This window comes from Comamonas sp. lk (genome assembly GCF_900564145.1).
Taxonomy (GTDB): domain Bacteria; phylum Pseudomonadota; class Gammaproteobacteria; order Burkholderiales; family Burkholderiaceae_C; genus Comamonas.
Genome location: NZ_UOOB01000001.1, coordinates 101,700 through 120,265 on the forward strand (window position 1 = coordinate 101,700; position 18,566 = coordinate 120,265).

15 protein-coding genes are annotated in these 18,566 nt (G+C 63.0%); 3 read left to right on the top strand and 12 right to left on the bottom strand.

Going from position 1 to position 18,566, the window contains the following annotated elements:
- Positions 1-155: 155 nt before the first annotated feature.
- Complete coding sequence (locus EAO39_RS00470) at positions 156-1,034, top strand: EamA family transporter (RefSeq protein WP_120965193.1); 879 nt, start codon at positions 156-158, stop codon at positions 1,032-1,034.
- Between the two features lies 1 nt (position 1,035).
- On the opposite strand, the gene EAO39_RS00475 is transcribed toward EAO39_RS00470, so the two are convergent.
- The 7 genes from EAO39_RS00475 to def all read right to left on the bottom strand — a co-directional run bounded on the left by EAO39_RS00475 (position 1,036) and on the right by def (position 6,297).
- Positions 1,036-1,605 carry a dihydrofolate reductase family protein gene (locus EAO39_RS00475; RefSeq protein ID WP_120965196.1) on the bottom strand — a complete coding sequence of 190 codons (570 nt, stop codon included), beginning with the start codon at positions 1,603-1,605 and terminating at the stop codon, positions 1,036-1,038.
- A 144-nt stretch (positions 1,606-1,749) separates the two neighbouring features.
- Positions 1,750-2,943 (bottom strand): phosphoglycerate kinase, encoded by a 1,194-nt coding sequence (locus EAO39_RS00480; protein WP_120965199.1) that lies wholly within the window; start codon positions 2,941-2,943, stop codon positions 1,750-1,752.
- Positions 2,944-3,165: 222 nt separating this feature from the next.
- Positions 3,166-3,498 (bottom strand): AzlD domain-containing protein, encoded by a 333-nt coding sequence (locus EAO39_RS00485; RefSeq protein ID WP_120965202.1) that lies wholly within the window; start codon positions 3,496-3,498, stop codon positions 3,166-3,168.
- The gene (locus EAO39_RS00490; protein ID WP_120965205.1) at positions 3,495-4,265 is read right to left on the bottom strand and encodes an AzlC family ABC transporter permease; all 771 of its coding nucleotides are present in this window, start codon (positions 4,263-4,265) and stop codon (positions 3,495-3,497) included. The genes EAO39_RS00485 and EAO39_RS00490 overlap by 4 nt, the downstream gene beginning before the upstream one ends.
- Complete coding sequence (gene fmt / locus EAO39_RS00495; RefSeq protein ID WP_120965208.1) at positions 4,262-5,221, bottom strand: methionyl-tRNA formyltransferase; 960 nt, start codon at positions 5,219-5,221, stop codon at positions 4,262-4,264. Before fmt ends, EAO39_RS00490 begins: the two co-directional genes overlap by 4 nt.
- Before the next feature lie 42 nt (positions 5,222-5,263).
- Entirely contained in the window at positions 5,264-5,767 is a 504-nt protein-coding gene (locus EAO39_RS00500) for a hypothetical protein (protein ID WP_120965211.1), read from the bottom strand.
- Positions 5,768-5,784: 17 nt separating this feature from the next.
- Positions 5,785-6,297: a peptide deformylase gene (gene def, locus EAO39_RS00505; protein WP_120965214.1), complete on the bottom strand. Its 513-nt coding sequence runs from the start codon at positions 6,295-6,297 to the stop codon at positions 5,785-5,787.
- A 204-nt stretch (positions 6,298-6,501) separates the two neighbouring features.
- Here def and EAO39_RS00510 point away from each other — a divergent pair, with 204 nt between their 5' ends.
- Together EAO39_RS00510 and dprA are read left to right on the top strand one after the other, a co-directional pair.
- Positions 6,502-7,704 (top strand): LysM peptidoglycan-binding domain-containing protein, encoded by a 1,203-nt coding sequence (locus tag EAO39_RS00510; protein ID WP_120965217.1) that lies wholly within the window; start codon positions 6,502-6,504, stop codon positions 7,702-7,704.
- A 16-nt stretch (positions 7,705-7,720) separates the two neighbouring features.
- Entirely contained in the window at positions 7,721-8,917 is a 1,197-nt protein-coding gene (dprA, locus tag EAO39_RS00515; protein ID WP_120965220.1) for a DNA-processing protein DprA, read from the top strand.
- Here dprA and EAO39_RS00520 read toward each other — a convergent pair.
- From EAO39_RS00520 to EAO39_RS00540, 5 genes are all read right to left on the bottom strand, one after another.
- Positions 8,914-11,256 carry a DUF1631 domain-containing protein gene (locus tag EAO39_RS00520; RefSeq protein WP_120965223.1) on the bottom strand — a complete coding sequence of 781 codons (2,343 nt, stop codon included), beginning with the start codon at positions 11,254-11,256 and terminating at the stop codon, positions 8,914-8,916. The genes dprA and EAO39_RS00520 overlap by 4 nt on opposite strands.
- A 23-nt stretch (positions 11,257-11,279) precedes the next feature.
- Complete coding sequence (gene secF, locus EAO39_RS00525; protein ID WP_120965226.1) at positions 11,280-12,233, bottom strand: protein translocase subunit SecF; 954 nt, start codon at positions 12,231-12,233, stop codon at positions 11,280-11,282.
- Between the two features lie 11 nt (positions 12,234-12,244).
- The gene (gene secD / locus EAO39_RS00530) at positions 12,245-14,143 is read right to left on the bottom strand and encodes a protein translocase subunit SecD (RefSeq protein ID WP_120965229.1); all 1,899 of its coding nucleotides are present in this window, start codon (positions 14,141-14,143) and stop codon (positions 12,245-12,247) included.
- 91 nt (positions 14,144-14,234) lie between these two features.
- Positions 14,235-14,567, bottom strand: a complete 333-nt coding sequence (gene yajC / locus EAO39_RS00535) for a preprotein translocase subunit YajC (RefSeq protein ID WP_120965232.1) — start codon at positions 14,565-14,567, stop codon at positions 14,235-14,237.
- Positions 14,568-14,929: 362 nt separating this feature from the next.
- Positions 14,930-18,505, bottom strand: a complete 3,576-nt coding sequence (locus EAO39_RS00540) for an indolepyruvate ferredoxin oxidoreductase family protein (RefSeq protein WP_120965235.1) — start codon at positions 18,503-18,505, stop codon at positions 14,930-14,932.
- Positions 18,506-18,566 lie beyond the last annotated feature (61 nt).

The following is an 18,566-nucleotide window of genomic DNA, read 5'->3' on the forward strand; positions in this document are numbered from 1 at the left end:
CCTGCTGCAGGTCTTGCGACAGGCCTTAAAGCAGGCATGTCCCAGCAAAGAGACACCGAGGAAGGGCCGTCCCGCACCGATGGTGTCGTCCCCCTCCCGCAAAGCGAGAGAGGGGGAAGCGGCGAAGCCGCTCAGGGGGAGATAATTCATCTCTTATGCCTTCGTTCACCCCCAAACAACTTGTACTTCTTGTCGCACTCACCCTCGTCTGGGGCCTGAACTGGCCGGTGATGAAGCTGGGCGTACAGCACTTTCCGCCCCTGTCCTTTCGCATGGTCAGCATGTGGATCGGCCTGCCCATACTTGCATTGTTTGTCGCCACCAAAGGCCTGCCGCTGACGATTCCGCGCAGCTACTGGGGCCAGCTGGCCAAGCTCACGCTGTTCAATATGGTGCTCTGGCACTGCCTGATCATCATCGCCATTCCCACGCTCTCCAGCGGTCGGGCGGCCATTCTGGGCTATACCATGCCCATTTTTTCAGCCGTCTTTGGCAGCCTGTTCTTCAAGGACAAGCTGAGCCTGCGGGCCTGGGCCGGCGTGGGTGCGGCCTTTCTGGGCGTCTTGCTGCTGCTGTGGCACGAGGTGGGAGCGCTGGGCAGCAAGCCTCTGGGCGTCATCCTCATGCTGATCGCCGCCGCCGGCTGGGCCTGGGGCACCCAGCTGCTGCGCCGCGCCGAAGCACCCGTGCCGCTGATGACGCTGTCGCTGTGGATGGTGGCCATCACCACCGTGGTGCTCACCGTGCTGGCCTTTGTCTTTGAACGAAAACAATGGCATGCCCCCGACCAGAGCGCGCTGGCTGCTATCGCTTTCAATGGCGTCCTGGTGCTGGGCTTTGCCCAGGCCGTGTGGTTTTACCTGGCCCGCAGCCTGCCGCCCGTGGCCTCCACCCTGAGCGTGATGATGATTCCCGTGCTGGGCGTCTTCGTCGGCGCCTGGTGGCTGGGCGAAGTGCTGCACTGGCAAGACTGGACGGCGGTCTGTCTGATGGTGGTGGCGATTGCGTCGGTGCTGTGGCCTAGCAAGTCCTAGTTCACAACGCGTCCGGCGCTGCCTTGCACACCGCATAGCGCAGCTCGGCCATGCCGGAGCCCATTTGCCGGACCGACTGCAATTGCAGCACCGGGCTCAGCACTCTGCGGGGGAATAGCGGCTTTCCCTTGCCCAGAGTGGCCGAGCCTATCTGGACGATGATCTCGTCAAGCAGACCGGCATCATGGAACTGCCCCGCCAGATCGCCGCCGCCCACAACCCAGATATTCCGGCCGCCGGCCGCCGCCTGCATCTGCGTAAACACCGGACGCACGTCGCCGCTGACAAAACACACATCCGCGCCTTCGATCAAGGGCAGCTGGCGGCTGGAGAAAACCCAGGTCGGCTGCGAATAAGGCCAGGCCGCTCCGGTCTCCTTCAACACCGCCTCGGCGTTGCGGGCCATCCACTCATAGGTGGAGGAGCCCATGGCCAGGGCACCCACTTCGGCGATGAAATCCGGATAGCTGGACTGGGCCAGACTGCCCAGGGGGAAAAGCCAATCGATGGAATCGTCTTCTGTCGCGAGAAAGCCATCGAGGCTGGTGGCGGTGTAGTACTGGCTTGGCATGGTGCTGCGTAGTTTGCCTTGGTGGTGCGCCTCTGCCAATCCAAGCAGCCATCAAAAACAAAGGCCTGCCGGGGCGAACCCGGCAGGCCTTCAGATTTCATAGCAATCAGCGCTTACTCAACAAGCGCTTCAGCCCGAAACTACTCAGGCGTTGGCGCGCTTTTCCAGAATTTCAAAGGCGGGCAAGGTCTTGCCTTCCAGCACTTCCAGGAAAGCGCCGCCGCCGGTGGAGATATAGCCTACCTGGTCTTCGATGCCGTACTTGGCAATGGCGGCCAGGGTGTCGCCACCGCCGGCAATGCTGAAGGCCGGCGATTCGGCAATCGCTTCGGCGATGACCTTGGTGCCGTTGGCAAACTGCTCGAACTCGAACACGCCCACAGGGCCGTTCCAGACAATGGTGCCGGCCTTCTTGAGCTGGGCGGCCAGCTTGGCGGCAGTTTCCGGGCCGATGTCCAGAATCATGTCGTCGTCAGCCACTTCGGTGGCTTTCTTGACGGTGGCCACGGCATCGGCGGCAAAGGTCTTGGCAGTGACCACGTCGGTAGGAATGGGCACTTCGGCGCCACGGGCGGCCATGGCGGCAATCACGGCCTTGGCCTGGTCCAGCAGATCGGGTTCGGCCAGCGACTTGCCGATCTTCAGGCCGGCAGCCAGCATGAAGGTGTTGGCAATGCCGCCGCCCACGATGAGCTGGTCCACCTTGTCGGCCAGGCTGGTCAGAATGGTCAGCTTGGTGGAGACCTTGGAGCCGGCCACGATGGCGGCCAGCGGACGGGCGGGAGCGGCCAGGGCCTTGTTCAGGGCGTCGATTTCGGCCGACAGCAGCGGGCCGGCGCAGGCCACGGGCGCGTACTCGGCAATGCCGTAGGTCGTGCCTTCGGCGCGGTGAGCCGTGCCAAAAGCGTCGTTCACGAAGATATCGCAGAGCTTGGCCAGCTTCTGGGCCAGCTCGGGCTTGTTCTTCTTCTCACCCACGTTGACGCGGCAGTTTTCCAGCAGCACGACCTGGCCGGGAGCGACTTCCACGCCGTCCACCCAGTTGGCCACCAGGGGCACGTCGCGGCCCAGCAGCTCGGACAGGCGCTTGGCCACGGGAGCGAGCGAGTCGGCGGACTTGAATTCACCTTCAGTGGGACGACCCAGGTGGCTGGTCACCATCACGGCGGCGCCGGCCTTCAGTGCCATCTCGATGGCAGGCACCGAGGCGCGCACGCGGGTGTCTTCGGTGATTTCACCGGCGTCGTTCAGAGGAACGTTCAGGTCGGCACGGATGAAAACGCGTTGGCCCTGGGCTTTGCCTTGGGCGCACAGATCGGAGAAACGGATGATGTTCATGCAGCAAAAAAGCGACCCACAGAGTCGCCCGTACAAAGGTTGGAAAAGCGAAGAATTGGGCACATTTTAGGGCCCTCGCCTCCATCCAGGTGCACGGCCTGCCGCTTACTCGACTCAAAATCAGGAGCATCATCCATAGGTGGTAACTGGGTTTCAGACCCACACACCTTGAAAATCAGCAAAAACAGGAGCGCAACACTCCTGTCATCGCTAGCGCTGAGGCTACCAGCCCAAACCTATATGCAGCGGCAAATAGATCGCCATGCCCAAAGCAATGGTGCCCAGGATGCTGCGCTTGTAAAAAAAGTACAGCACCGCAGCGGCCAATGCCGGCAGCCGCGCATCGGCCAGGGTGCGGATCAGCTCGCCGTTGCTCATCACGATCTCGGGCGCGATCACCGCCGCCAGAGCCGCCAGCGGCGCGTATTTGAGCCCACGCTTGAGCCAGTAGGGCAGCGGGATCTCATTCTTGGGGATCAGAAAGAAGGCGCGGGTGATGAGGGTGATCAGCGCCAGCCCTATGCAGGCGATCACGATCCAGAAGTTGCTCATCATGGCTGCTCTCCCTTGCGCTCGACGGCGGGCAATTGCTGGGCCTGCTTTTGCAGCTGTTCGGCCATCAGGCCTGCGGCCACGGCAGCGGCAATCGCCACCAGGATGTTGAGCTTGAGCGGCAACGCAAACGCGGCCACCGCTGCCGTGCAGGCCACGATGGACGCCACCCAGGTGGCGCGGTCGTTGAGCATGGACAGCAACACGCCCAGCAGTGCCAGCACCCCGGCAAAGCCCAGACCCCAGGACAGCGGGATCTGGTCGGCCAGGAAAATGCCCAGCGTGGATGGAATCTGCCAGGCCAGCCAGTTGGTCAGCGACGCGCCCCAGAAATAAGGCACTTGCTCCGCCTGCGGCTTGGCTTCGGGGTAGCGGCGCATGAAGTTCACAAAGATCACATCGCCGCTGAAATAGGCTATGCCCAGGCGGTGGCGCAGACTCAGATGCTCGAAATAGCTGCGCCACATGCTCGACAGGATCACAAAGCGCAGATTCACGCAAATGGCGGTGAACCACACCACCCACAGCGGCGCGCCCACGGCCATCAGCGGCAACACCGCCAGCTGGGCGCTGCCCGCATAGACGGTCAAGCCCATGAACAGCGCCAGGGGCACGGACAGGCCACTTTTGACCATGGCCACGCCGGTGACCAGACCCCAGGCGGCAATGCCCAGGGCCGTGCCCGCCATCTCGCGCGAGCCGACCCAGAAAAATGGGTCTTTGACTATGGATCTGGCCCGCTGGCCCAGAGTGAGGGCTGCTAAGTTCATGCTGCGGCCGAGCCCAGCACCGCACCCGCAGGCAATTCAAAGCCCCGCAAAAAGTCGCCAGCCGCCAGGCGCTTGCCGCCGGCACGCTGCAGCAGCGTCATATTGAGCACGCCGCTGCCGCAAGCCACACGCACGCCCTGGGCGTCGGCCGAAAGCACGGTGCCGGCTGCGCCGCTGCCCTCTTCGGCCCGGGCTTCCCAGACCTTGATGGCTTCGCTGCCCAGGCTGGTGGCTCCGCCGGGAAAGGGGTTGAAGGCGCGCAGGCGGCGAGCGATCAGCTCGGCGCTCTCGCTCCAGTCGATCAGACTCTCGGCCTTTTCAATCTTGTGAGCGTAAGTCACGCCTTCGGCGGGCTGGGGCGTACGGTTCAGGCCACCGCAGGCAGCCAGCTCCAGCGCCTCCACAATCAGGCGGCCACCGAGTTCGGCCAGCTTGTCATGCAGGCTGGCCGTGGTGTCGTCGGCCGCAATCGGCAGGCGCTCGATCAGGCACATATCGCCGGTATCCAGGCCTGCGTCCATCTGCATGATGGTGACGCCGGTTTCGGCATCGCCGGCTTCGATCGCCCGGTGAATAGGGGCTGCGCCGCGCCAGCGGGGCAGCAGGCTGGCGTGAATGTTCAGACAGCCCAGACGCGGCGTATCCAGCACCCATTGCGGCAGGATCAGGCCATAGGCGGCCACCACCATCACATCGGCCTGGGCCGCATCGATGGCGGCCTTGGCCGCTGCGGCTTCTTCAGGGTATTTGCCGTCCAGGCGCAAGCTCATGGGCTGGGACACGGCAATGCCGTGCTCGAGCGCGCATTGCTTGACGGGCGAAGCCTGCAGCTTCATGCCACGGCCCGCAGGGCGGTCGGGCTGGGTCAGCACCAAAGGGACTTCAAAACCTGCGGCCAGCAGGCGTTCCAGGGCGACACGCGCAAATTCGGGCGTGCCCGCAAAAATGACTTTCATGGGACTCACAGATAAATAGGGGCTGCCGCGCAGCGCGGCAAATCAGCGATGCGGCTCGCGGATGTACATGGCCTCGTCGGTAAACATGGTTTTGCGCACCACGCCCGCCGGGTCAATATGCACATGAGCACGCCGAGGAAAACCATTGTCCAGAAAACGGTAGGTCCAGATGTCGCCTTGGAAGCTGTAAACCCTCTCGACTTGCGCGGGAGGGCCAAACGTCTTGCGCACGCTGTCTCGCGTGTCCACGCCATTTCTGAGCGCAAAGAAGTGGGCCGTATCCAGTACCTGGTCGACGCGCACCAGTTGCTGGCGGGCGTCGAAATCCATGTGATAGACCTGCTGACCGGCAGGCTGGCGGCTGTAGACCAGACGGGTGCCGCCATCGGGCAAGGGCAGAACCTCGGTGGGCTTGCCCATGCCTTTTTCCACCTCGGCACGGGGCATGCCGGGCTTTTGCCACTCGGGCACCATGCAGCCCGCCAGCCCCACCACCAGCGCCAGCAGGCTGGCGAGCATCAAGGTGCGTGTGAGGGTGATGGACATGGTGAACTCCCGGGCTATCAGCCTCTGTCTGCCAGCTTCTGGGCCTTGACCAGCTTGGTCTTGATGCGGTTGCGCTTCAGGGGCGAGAGGTATTCCACAAACACCTTGCCCATGAGGTGGTCCATCTCGTGCTGCATGCAGATGGCCAGCATGCCTTCGCCTTCGATCTCGCGGCTGTTGCCGTTTTCATCGAGGGCCTTGACCTTGACGGCCACGGAACGCTCCACGCCGTCATAGATACCGGGCACGGACAGGCAGCCTTCTTCGCCCAGCTGCGTTTCCTCGCTGGCCCAGACGATTTCCGGGTTGATCAGCACCAGCGGCTCATTGCGCTCTTCGGAAACGTCAATCACCACCACTCGCTCATGCACATCGACCTGCGTGGCGGCCAGGCCAATGCCCTGGGCGTCGTACATGGTGTCCAGCATGTCTTTCACCAAGGTCTGGATGCGCTCATCCACTTGAGCCACAGGCTTGGCAACCTTGTGCAGACGGGGATCGGGAAAGCAGAGAATGGGAAGAATGGCCATGGCAAGTCGGTAAATGTGTCGTTATTGTCCCTACTTTTGCGGCGAAATGCTTTGCGCAATACCAATAAGCGTTGATCGATCAAGGCCTTGCATCGAGAATTTGCGCTGATTTGTAAGACTTGTGTGGTCAGTTGTGCCAAGATCAGCCACACCACAGCGACGTGAGGGACGCTGTCGAAAATGACGCCCGTCAGAAGGACTTTCATGACTGTATTTGCCACCGCTCGCACATTGAGCATCGGGGCCACGCTGCTTGCCGCCACCTTGACCTCGGCATATGCCCAGAGCTACCCGGTGACGGCCACCCAGCGCTCCACCGCCCAGCAAGTGGCCCAGCAAGGCATTCCCGAGAGCGAGCTGGCAGCCGGCGCCCCCGAGCACTACACCGTCAAGCGCGGCGATACGCTGTGGGGCATCTCCGGCCTGTATCTGCGCAAGCCCTGGCGCTGGCCCGATCTGTGGGGCATGAATCTGGGCGCCATCGCCAACCCCCACCTGATCTACCCCGGCCAGGTGCTGTATCTGGTGCGCAGCAACGGCTATGCCCGCCTGTCCACCACAGCCCCCGGCGGCGAGCCCGGCGTGGTGCGCCTGTCGCCTCACACGCGTGAATCCTCGCTGTCCGAGCTGGCCCTGCCCACGCTGCCACCGCATCTGATCGAGCCTTTCCTGGCCGAGCCGCTGATCGTGGACGCCGGCACGCTGCAGCGGGCACCCCGCATCATCGCCACCACCGACAAGCGCGTGCTCATGGCCAGCGGAGACCGTGCCTATGTGCGCAGCTCCGACGGCAGCCCCGTGCTCAAGCAGGCCGGTTCTCCCGCCAGCTTCCGCGTCTTCCGCGATGCCAAGCCGCTCAAGGACCCGATCACCGCCGAGGTGCTGGGCTATGAAGCCAAGTACCTGGGCCTGGCCAAGCTGGTGGATGGCGAGAGCGTGGTGCAACTGCCCCAGGGCAACGGCGGCACCGCCACCCAGGCCAGCCCGGCCACCGTGGATCTGGTCAAGGCCAAGAATGAAATCTATACCGGCGACCGCCTGCTGCCCGCGCCGCCCCAGGAGTTCATCAACTACGTGCCCCATGCACCACAGGCGGATGTGAATGCCACCGTGGTCTCAATCTACGGCGATTCGGCCGTGCTCTATGCCTCGCAAAACCAGGTGATCGCCATCAACCGAGGTCAGCAAGACGGCATGGACATAGGCACGGTGCTGGAAGTCATCAGCACGGGCGCGCGAATTGTGGACAAGACCACCCGCAGCCGCGATGTGGTGCAGTTGCCCGACGAGCGCAACGGTTACGCCATGGTCTTCAAGGTGTTCGACCGCGTCTCCTACGCCCTCATCACCACCGCCCAGCGCGGCGTGACCGTGGGCGACAAGCTGGTCACGCCCACAGACCACTGAGGCCCAGCGAGCTGCCATGGTGAACCCGGTCTCCGAACCCTCTCACCAAGGCGATGCGCTGGATGCGGAAACCGCCGCCTGGTTGCGGCTGCTGCTCACGCCCGGCGTAGGCCGCAGCACCGCCAGGCGTCTGCTGGCCAGGGCCGGCAGTGCCGAAGCCATCTGGCAGCTGCCCCATGCCACTTGGGGCGAATGCGCCAGCAGCGCACAGGTGCAGGCTCTGGCCGTGCCACCGACAGACTGGGCGCAGCAATGCACGGCCACCGCGCAATGGCTGAACAGCGCTGCACCGGGCCTGGGCCATACCCTCATCACGCTGGGCCACCCTCAGTATCCGGACTGTCTGCTGCAATCCGAAGACCCGCCGCTGCTGCTGTTTGTCCAGGGCTCTGCCACGCTGCTGCAGTCCGATGACCCCTGGTTCCCCTACCCGGCCACCCTGGCCGTGGTGGGCAGCCGCAACCCCTCGGCCCAGGGGCTGGTGAATGCCAGGCAAATGGCGCAAGCCCTGGCCGAAAGCGGTCTGTGCATTGTCTCGGGCCTGGCGCGCGGCATTGATGCGGCCGCCCATGAAGGTGCGCTGCTGGCCGGCCAGAAAGCGAGCCGGCCCCACACCATTGCCGTCGTGGGCACCGGCCTGGACCAGGTCTACCCCTCAAGCCACAGCGCCCTGGCCCGCCAGGTTGCAGAACACGGCCTGATGGTCAGCGAGTATCTGCTGGGCAGCGGCCCGCTGGCGCGGCATTTTCCGCAGCGCAACCGCATCATCGCTGGCCTGTCGCAAGGCACGCTGGTGGTGGAAGCCGCTTTGCAATCGGGCTCGCTGATCACGGCGCGACTGGCCAGCGAGCAAGGCCGCGAGGTCTTTGCCATTCCCGGCTCGATTCACGCCCCCCAGTCCAAAGGCTGCCATGCCCTGCTGCGCCAGGGCGCCAAGCTGGTGGAGTCGGCGCAGGATGTGCTGGAAGAGTTTCAGGGCTTGAATACGCGTCCAGCCCATGACAACAAAGCGCATGCAGCTATCAAAAAAGAAACGACTGCAGAGCACCCGTTGCTGGCGGCACTGGGCCACGACCCCATGTCGCTGGATGCACTGGTGGCACGTACCGGCTGGGACGCCGCCCATCTGCAGGCGCAGCTGATGGAACTGGAGTTGGATAATCGGGTCGCCCGTCTGCCGGGCGGCATGTACCAGCGGTTGACGGCGACCTAGCTGCGCAGACGCTCGGGATTGGCCTGGATTTTCTGGATGGCATCGCGCGTGGCGCGCACCGTCAGCGCTTCTTCGTCATGCACGGCCAGCAGACCGGCCTGCAGATAGGCACTCATGCGCTGCAGCTGCAGCAAATAGCACTGACCGTCGAGCGCGGCAAACAGATGCAGCTGCTTGCGGCGGCTGCGCCATGCGTATTGCACCTGGGTGCGGCTGCCGTTGTGGTCCAGCGTGAACCAGCGCCCGGCCTCCAGCGACTGCGCCCACTCCAGCATGGCCGGATCCACGGGCGCATCGGTGTTGGCAACCACATGCAGGTCGGCAATATCCACCCCCAGAATCATCTCGATGTTCTCGGGCGAGAGCGACATATCGTCCATGCGCCCATCGTCGCTGATGAAATGCTCCAGCTCGGCCAGGCGCTTGGCCATGGCGTCGATACGCTCGGCCGGAATGGCCGCCGTCTTGGAGACAAAGGCCTCGGCCAGCGTATCGGTGAGCTTTTTGATCTGGGCCGATTGCTCATCGCCCGCCACATTCACCAGCAGCAGACCTTCGCGCAAGGTCTGCAGCAGCAGGGGCAAACCCTGGATGACGCGGGCACGCTCCTGGCGCGAAGGCTTGGCGCTGGCCGACCAGACCAGCTCGCTGGCCGCCTGCTTGAAGCGCATGGCCCGGGGATCCTTGGCGCCATAGCGCACCGTGGCCATGGCCAGCACGTCCGCCCAGCGTTTGAAGAGAAACTCCCTGACCTCTTCACGCACGGGAATATCGGTGAGCATGTTGCGCAGCTCAATCGTGTACTGCACGGCCAGCGTCTCTTTTTGCTCCACCTGCTGGGCCACACTGGCAATTTTCGCGGTGGACTGGTTTTGCTGCGGCAGATGCCTGGCCAGGAATTCCTCGAACTCCTTGAGCACCAGCACAAACACCTTCTGCCCGGTTTCCGGGTACTGCTCTATCACCTGCACCACACGGCGGATTTCCACCTCCAGCGCACTGCCGCTGATGCTGCTCACATCAAAGCCCATGACGCAGGAGCCCATGCGGTCGATCAGCTTGCGCGCCGGGTGATTCAGATTGCTGAAGAACGCGGGTTCGGCCAGGGCCACACGCAGCACCGGCACCTGCAGGCGCGCAAACCACACGCGAATCGAGGGCGGAATTCTGTCTTCCGACAAAATGCTCTGAAACATCAGCGCCACCACTTCAATGGTGGCTTTTTCACCGGAAGTGCTGGCTTTTTGCTTCCACTGCGCCGAGCGTTCGCGCACCAGATCCACCAACTGACCAATGGCCGCCGGGCCATAGTCCTGGCCGTCATTGGCCAGCCCCTGCGTGGCGACATACTGGTACTGGGTGACAGCCGCCAGTTGCTGCTCGCGCAAAGCCTGCTCCAAGGCCGCAGAGGCCGGGGCCACAGGCCCGGCCGGCATGCCGGGCAGCAAGCCCTGTATGCCAATGGCCGGCTGGCTGAGCAAACGACGCAGCTGGCCCACCGCCTCTTGCGCCCTGTGCCGGGCACGGCTGAGCACATTCGCCCCCACCGCATTCGTGGCCATTCCGGCCTGATCCTGCATGGAGGCCAGCGGCCCATAGCCAGCGCCCGTCGTGGACATGCCGCTGCGGGTATCCAGGGGCATGGAGCTGGTCGTCGTCTCGCCCTCGGTGCGGCGCACTTTCAATGGTGCATCCTGCGCGCTGGCCACGCCTTTGGCATCCAGCATCTTGTGCAGGACGGCGTACTCGGACGCCATCAGCTCGCCCAGGGCGGCTTGCAGCACTTCCGATATGCGCTGCAAATGCTTGCGCTCCATGCCGCACAGCAGCCACTGCTCCACCAGCAGCAGACAGACGGCATCCACCCGAAAAATGTCCTGCGCCGACATTTCCCGGCCTTCCAGCGCCTGGATGCGCAGGCGCATGGCATCAAAGCCGGGTTGCGTGGCCTCGCCCATGGTCAATGCCATGCGCGAAGCCTGAATCTTGTTTTCCACCACATCGTCGCTGAGCAGCTCGAAAGTCAGCGGAGCAGCGGCTTTGACCGGGGCCGCTATTGCTGCCGTCGTGGCCTGTTGGCGCGCCGTCAGCTGCAGTGCTTTCAGGCTCTCTTGCTGCCAGACAACCTTGTGCTGCTGAAACGACTCCCAGGCCTCGCGCTGGTCCTGCATCTGCTTATGCGTGCAGCCCATTTCGGCAGGCCTGCCCAGGGCATCGTCGATCTGCCGGACCACCGCCGGCAGGCCCTGGCAGATGCCATGCGCCCAACGCAAGCGCGCCTGCCAACCCAGTTGAATCTGGGCTGCAGGCGCGTTGGATGAGGGCGGCGAGAGCGGCATTGGCTCAAGTGTAAGCCCAACTTCTATACGGTCGCTCCCGCATTGGGGTCGTTGGGATCCTGAGATGCCTTGGACGGAGCCTTGACCAGATCTTCGCGCTTGACGCCCAGCCACATGGCAATGGCGGCCGCCACGAACACCGAGGAATAGATACCGAACAAGATGCCGATGGTCAGCGCCAGCGCAAAGTAATGCAGGCTGGGACCGCCAAAGAAGAACATGGACAGCACCATGGCTTCCGTGGAAGCGTGGGTGATGATGGTGCGGCTCATGGTGGAGGTGATGGCGTGGTTGATCACCTCGTCGGTATCGAGCTTGCGGAACTTGCGGAAGGCTTCGCGAATCCGGTCAAAGATCACCACCGACTCATTGACCGAGTAACCCAGCACGGCCAGCACGCCTGCCAGCACCGAGAGCGAGAACTCCCACTGAAAGAAGGCGAAGAAGCCCAGAATGATGATCACATCGTGCAAGTTGGCGACGATGGCCGCCACACCGAACTTCCACTCGAAGCGGAAGGCCAGATAGATCACGATGCCCAGCACCACCATGCCCAGGGCCATGAGACCGTTGTGCATGAGCTCGTCGCCCACCTGCGGCCCCACGAACTCGGTACGGCGCAGCGTCACTTCGGCATCCTGCGACTTCAGCTCGGAGAGCACGCGCTCACTTTGCTGAGCGGAGGTCACGCCTTTTTGCACCGGCAGGCGGATCATCACATCCTTGGACGTGCCGAAGTTCTGCACGATCACATCCTGAAAGCCGAGCTTGGAGATGGTTTCGCGCACCTTGCCGATATCGGCAGGCTGGGTATAGGCCACTTCCATGACCGTACCGCCCGTGAACTCCACCGACAGGTGCAGCCCGCGCGAGAACAGGAAGAAGACGGCCAGAGCAAAAGTGATGAAGGAAACCGCGTTGAGGAACAACGCGTACTTCATGAACGGGATGTCTTTTTTGATGCGGAAGAATTCCATGATCTTCCTCCTTAGTTGTTGCCGCCGCGGCTGGCCACAGAGCGGTGTTCGTCGCCCTGAGGCTTCCAGACCTGACCAATCGACAGGCTCTTGAGCTTTTTACGGCCGCCGTACCAGAGATTGACCAGACCGCGCGAGAAGAACACGGCCGAGAACATGCTGGTCAGAATGCCAATGCAGTGCACCACGGCAAAGCCGCGCACCACACCCGAGCCAAAGGCCAGCAGCGCCAGACCGGCGATCAGCGTGGTGACGTTGGAGTCCAAAATCGTGTGCCAGGCATGCTCGTAGCCGGCATGAATCGCGGCCTGCGGCGAAGCACCGGCACGCAATTCCTCGCGGATGCGCTCGTTGATCAGCACGTTGGAGTCAATGGCCACGCCCAGCGCCAGGGCCATGGCGGCAATACCGGGCAGAGTCAACGTGGCTTGCAGCATGGACAGAATGGCCAGCAGCAGCAGCACGTTCACGCCCAGCGAGATCGTGGAGATCACGCCGAACAGCATGTAGTACACGCACATGAAGGCCGCAATCGCCACCATGCCCCAGACTACGGAGTGAATACCGCGGTTGATGTTGTCGGCACCCAGGCTGGGGCCGATGGTGTATTCCTCGATGATTTCCATGGGCGCGGCCAGCGAACCGGCGCGCAGCAGCAGCGAGGTGTCATTGGCTTCCTGGGTCGTCATACGGCCCGAGATCTGCACCCGGCCGCCACCGATTTCGCCACGGATCACCGGCGCCGTCACCACCTCGCCCTTGCCCTTTTCGAACAGGATGATGGCCATGCGCTTGCCCACGTTCTCGCGGGTCACGTCCTTGAAGATGCGTGCACCCTTGGCGTCCAGCGTCAGATTGACGGTGGGCTCCTGGGTCTGGCTGTCAAAGCCGGGCTGGGCATCGGTCAGGTTCTCGCCGGTCAGCGTCACCTGCTTTTGCACGATCACCGCCTGGCCGTTGCGGTCCAGGTACTTCTCGGAGCCGAAAGGCACGGGGCCGGTGCCCATTTCCGCGCCACGCGCTTCGGTGGACTCATCGACCATGCGCACTTCCAGCGTGGCGGTACGGCCCAGAATGTCCTTGGCCTTGGCAGTGTCCTGCACGCCAGGCAGCTGCACCACGATGCGATCCAGACCCTGCTGCTGAATCACCGGCTCGGCCACGCCCAGCTCGTTGATACGGTTGTGCAGGGTGACGATGTTCTGCTTGAGCGCCTGTTCCTGCACCTTGCGCAGCGCTTCGGGCTTGATGCTGGCGCGCAACTTGAAACCTGTGCCATCGGGCTGGGACACCGCGATCAGATCGGGGAACTGGTCCGTGATCAGATTGCTGGCCGCCTTCTGCGTGGCTTCGTCGCGCACGCGGATGTCGATGTTGTTGCCATCGCGGCTGATGCCGCCATGGCGAATATTCTTGTCGCGCATGGTGGTGCGCAGGTCGCTGGCGTAGCTTTCGGCCTTCTTGGTCAGGGCCGCGGCCATGTCCACCTGCAGCATGAAGTGCACGCCGCCGCGCAAGTCCAGACCCAGATACATGGGCTTGGCGCCGATGGCGGCCATCCATTCAGGCGAACGCGAGACCAGATTCAGCGCCACGATAAAGGCGGGATCGCTGGGATCGGGAATCAAGGCCTTCTGGATCACGTCCTTGGCCTTGAGCTGCTCATCGGGCGTCTCAAAGCGGGCACGCACCGAAGTGCCTTCCAGCGACAGGGCATCGGGCTTGAGGTTGGCGGCTGCCAAGGCGGCTTCCACCTTTTGCAGCACGGCGTGATCCACCTTGACGGTGGCTTTGCCGGAAGAAACCTGCACGGCAGGCGCTTCACCGAAGAAATTGGGCAGGGTGTAGAGCACCCCCACCAGCAGCGCGATCACGAGGATCGCGTACTTCCAGACCGGGTATCGGTTCATGATCGCGCTCTTTGTATTACAGCAACGCACAACGGGTACGCGCGCCGACCTGCAGCGCCGTACCCCCTATCGAAATCCAAAGCCGCAGGGCTTACTTGGATGTGCCCTTGGGCAACACTTGCACCACGGCAGAGCGCTGAATCTGCACTTCCACGCCGGAAGCCACTTCGATGTGCAGGAATTGCTCGCCCATGCGAGTCACCGTACCGATGATGCCGCCGGCGGTAGCGACTTCGTCACCCTTGGCCAGCGCATCGATCATGGAGCGGTGTTCCTTTTGACGCTTCATCTGAGGACGAATCATCACAAAGTACAGCACCACGAACATCAACACCAAGGGCAGCATGCCGGTCAGCGAACCCATGAAGCCACCCTCGGCGGCGGCAGCGGGGGCGGTCTGGGCGAAAGCGGAAGAGATAAACACGAACGGAACTCCGAAAAGAGTGGAATTGTCAAAAGAATGTCTGCATGCGCCAGAGTGCTCCGGCCCATGCAGCTTAGCGAAACATTGTATTCGGCCCTGTTGCACCCACCTCTCGCAGGGACAGGGCTGCAGGCACAGACAATCCCTGATGGGCGGGGCATCAGCCGGTAATACAGACGGGAGACACAAAACCATAGCGGCTAGCGCTTGTTGGTTCTCGAATGATTCGTTGTTATGCTTTTGAATTCAATCATTGTCGGCGCAACCAGCTATCAAAACAATAGCCCTGCCAGCCCCAATACAAAGGCCGGGTTGTCCCGGCCTTTGTCTGATGCGCACAGACGCGATTAGTTCACTGCAGCTTACACCGTGGCAGGCACAGGCTGCGGCTGTTCCAGCGAAGCCGGGGCATTCCAGCGGGTCATCAAGGTCTGCCACTTGATACGGGCGGCGGCCAGATGGTTCTCCTTGACATGGCCGTAGCCGCGGATGTCTTCGGGAATGGAGGCAATCTCCACGGCCAGCGCCAGCTTGTCGGCAGTCAGTCCTGCCAGCAGCGTTTCGATGCACTGACGGTATTCGACAATCAGGGCGCGCTCCATCTTGCGCTCTTCGGTCTTGCCGAACGGGTCCAGCGCCGTGCCGCGCAGGCCTTTCATGCCGGCGAGCACGCCCATGGCCTTGCGCATCCACGGGCCGTAGGACTTCTTGAGCAGATGGCCCTTGTCGTCCTTTTTGGCCATGGCAGGCGGCGCCAGGTGGTGCACGATCTTGAAGTCGCCTTCAAACATGTCGCCAATCTTCTGGGTGAAGGCTGCATCGGTGTGCAGACGCGCCACTTCGTACTCGTCCTTGTAGGCCATGAGTTTGAAGAGATAGCGCGCCACCGCTTGCGACAGGCGCGTGCCCTGGTTCAGCGGCGCCTCCGCTGCACGCACCTGGGCCACAAAGTCCTGGTAGGTCTGGGCGTAGGCGGCATTCTGGTAGCCGGTGAGAAATTCCACCCGCTTGGCCAGCATTTCCTCTAGCGAAGGCTTTTTGACGAACTGGATGACCTGCGAAGCCTGATACAGGGCGCGCACCGCATTCAGATCGTGGGCGCAGCGGCGTCCCCATTCGAAAGCGGCCTGGTTGTTGGCCACCTGCACGCCATTGAGTTCCATGGCGCGCATCAGCGAGGCATGGGTCAGCGGCACGCGGCCTTTTTGCCAGGCGTAGCCCAGCATCATGGGGTTGGCATAAATGCTGTCGCCCAGCAAGGCCGAGGCGGCTTTCTCGGCATCGAAGCTGCCCACGCTGTCCTGGCCCACGGTTTGCGCCAGCACCGCGACGCAGCGGGTATCGGGCGATTGCCAATCCGGATTGCCTACAAAGGCGGCCGTGGGCGAGGCATGGGTGTTGAGCGCAATAAAGGTGCGGCCTGGCTGCATAACGGCCATGGTGGTGGGCGTGGCCGCCACGATGGGATCGCAACCGATCACCAGATCGGCCTTGGCCATGTCCACCTTGGTGGTATAGATGGCCTCCGCCCGGTTGGCGATCTGGATATGGCTCCAGGTGGAGCCGCCTTTTTGCGCCAGACCTGCCGCATCCTGGGTGATGACGCCCTTGCCTTCAAGGTGGGCAGCCATGCCCAGCAATGAGCCGATGGTGATCACGCCCGTGCCGCCCACGCCGGCCACCACAATGCCCCAGGCCTGCTCGGCCACGGGCAGCACGGGATCGGGAATCGCGGGCAAGGAGTTCAGATTGCCTTTTTTCTCCTTCTTGGGCTTTTTGAGCGTGCCGCCCTCCACCGTCACAAAGCTGGGGCAAAAGCCCTTCACGCAGGAGTAATCCTTGTTGCAGCTGTTCTGGTTGATGCGGCGCTTGCGGCCGAATTCGGTCTCCACCGGCTCCACCGACAGGCAGTTGGACTGCACGGAACAATCGCCACAGCCTTCGCAGACCAGCTCGTTGATGATCACCGTCTTGTCGGGCGTGCTCATGGTGCCGCGTTTGCGGCGGCGGCGTTTTTCGGTGGCGCAGGTCTGGTCGTAGATGATGGCCGTGCAACCCTTGAGCTCGCGGAACTGGCGCTGGATGTGGTCCAGCTCGTCGCGGTGGTGCACGCTCACGCCCTCACCCAGCTTCGCGCCCGCGTATTTCTGCGGTTCGTCGGTGACGATGACCAGCTTCTGAACGCCTTCGGACAGCAGGCTGTTCATGATCTGCAGCACCGAATGGCCCTCGGGCCGCTCGCCCACGCGCTGGCCGCCCGTCATGGCCACGGCGTCGTTATAAAGCAGCTTGTAGGTGATGTTGGTACCTGCCGCAATGCTCTGGCGAATCGCCAGCAGGCCGCTGTGGAAGTAGGTGCCGTCACCCAGGTTGGCAAAGACATGCGCCTCCTTGGTGAACGGCGCCTGCCCCACCCAGGTCACACCCTCGCCGCCCATTTGCGTGAAGGTGCTGGTATTGCGGTCGGGCATCCAGGTCGTCATGTAATGGCAGCCGATACCGGCCACGGCGCGCGAACCTTCGGGCACGCGGGTGGAGGTGTTGTGCGGGCAGCCGCTGCAAAACCAGGGCGTGCGGTCGCCCGTAGGGTCGGCCTTGGCCGCATTCATGGCGGCTTCGCGGGCATCGAGCACCGCCAGGCGCTGCTGCATGCGCACCTCGATATAACCGGGCACGCCCAGTTTCTTCAGGCGCTGGGCAATGGCGCGCGCAATGATGGCCGGCGTCAGATCGGCATTGGGGCGCAGCAGCCAGTCGGTGCTGGGGTTGGGCAGCGACCATTCGCCGCCATGCTCGTCGCTGAACTTGCCCACCACATTCGGGCGTACGTCGGAGTTCCAGTTGTACAGCTCTTCCTTGATCTGGTATTCGATGACCTGGCGCTTTTCCTCCACCACCAGAATTTCCTGCAGGCCCCGGGCAAAGTCGCGGGTGATGGTGGCTTCCAGCGGCCAGACCACGTTGACCTTGTGCAGGCGAATGCCCAACTGATGGCAGGTGTCTTCGTCCAGGCCCAGATCGGCCAGAGCCTGGCGCGTGTCGTTATAGGCCTTGCCGCTGGAGATGATGCCGAAGCGGTCGTTCGCGCTTTCAATCACGTTGTGGTTGAGCTTGTTGGCGCGCACATAGGCCAGGGCTGCATACCACTTGTAGTTCATCAGACGCTGTTCCTGCTCCAGTGGCGGATCGGGCCAGCGAATATGCAGGCCGCCGGGCGGCATCTGAAAGTCTTCGGGCAGGATGATGTTGACGCGATCGGGATCCACCTCGATGGAGGCAGAGGACTCCACCACCTCCTGAATCGTCTTGAGACCCGACCACAGGCCGGAGAAACGGCTCATGGCAAAGGCATGCAAGCCCATGTCCAGAATGTCCTGCACATTGCTGGGAAAGAACACCGGCGTGCCGCAGGCCTTGAAGATGTGATCGCTCTGGTGGGCGGCCGTGGAGGACTTGCTGATGTGGTCGTCGCCCGCAATCGCAATCACGCCGCCATGCTTGGCCGTGCCCGCCATATTGGCGTGCTTGAACACGTCGGAGCAGCGGTCCACCCCCGGGCCCTTGCCGTACCAGATGCCGAACACGCCGTCGAACTTCTTGGAATCGGGATAGAGATCAAGCTGCTGCGTGCCCCAGACGGCCGTGGCGCCCAACTCCTCGTTGACGCCGGGCTGGAAGACGATGTGGTTCGCCTCCATATGCTTTTTGGCCGCCCACAGGGACTGGTCGTACGTGCCCAGCGGCGAGCCGCGATAGCCGCTGATGAAACCGGCGGTATTGAGCCCGGCCATGGCGTCGCGCTGGCGTTGCAGCATGGGCAGACGCACCAGGGCTTGTACGCCGCTCATAAAGGCACGGCCACGCTCCAGTGTGTATTTATCGTCGAGCGTGACGGATTCGAGTGCTTTGCGCACTTCGTTCGGTAGTGGGGCATTCATGGCTTGTCTCCATGTAGGTGGCCGGACGTCGTGCGCCAGCCCTGTCTAGGGGCCGGACCGC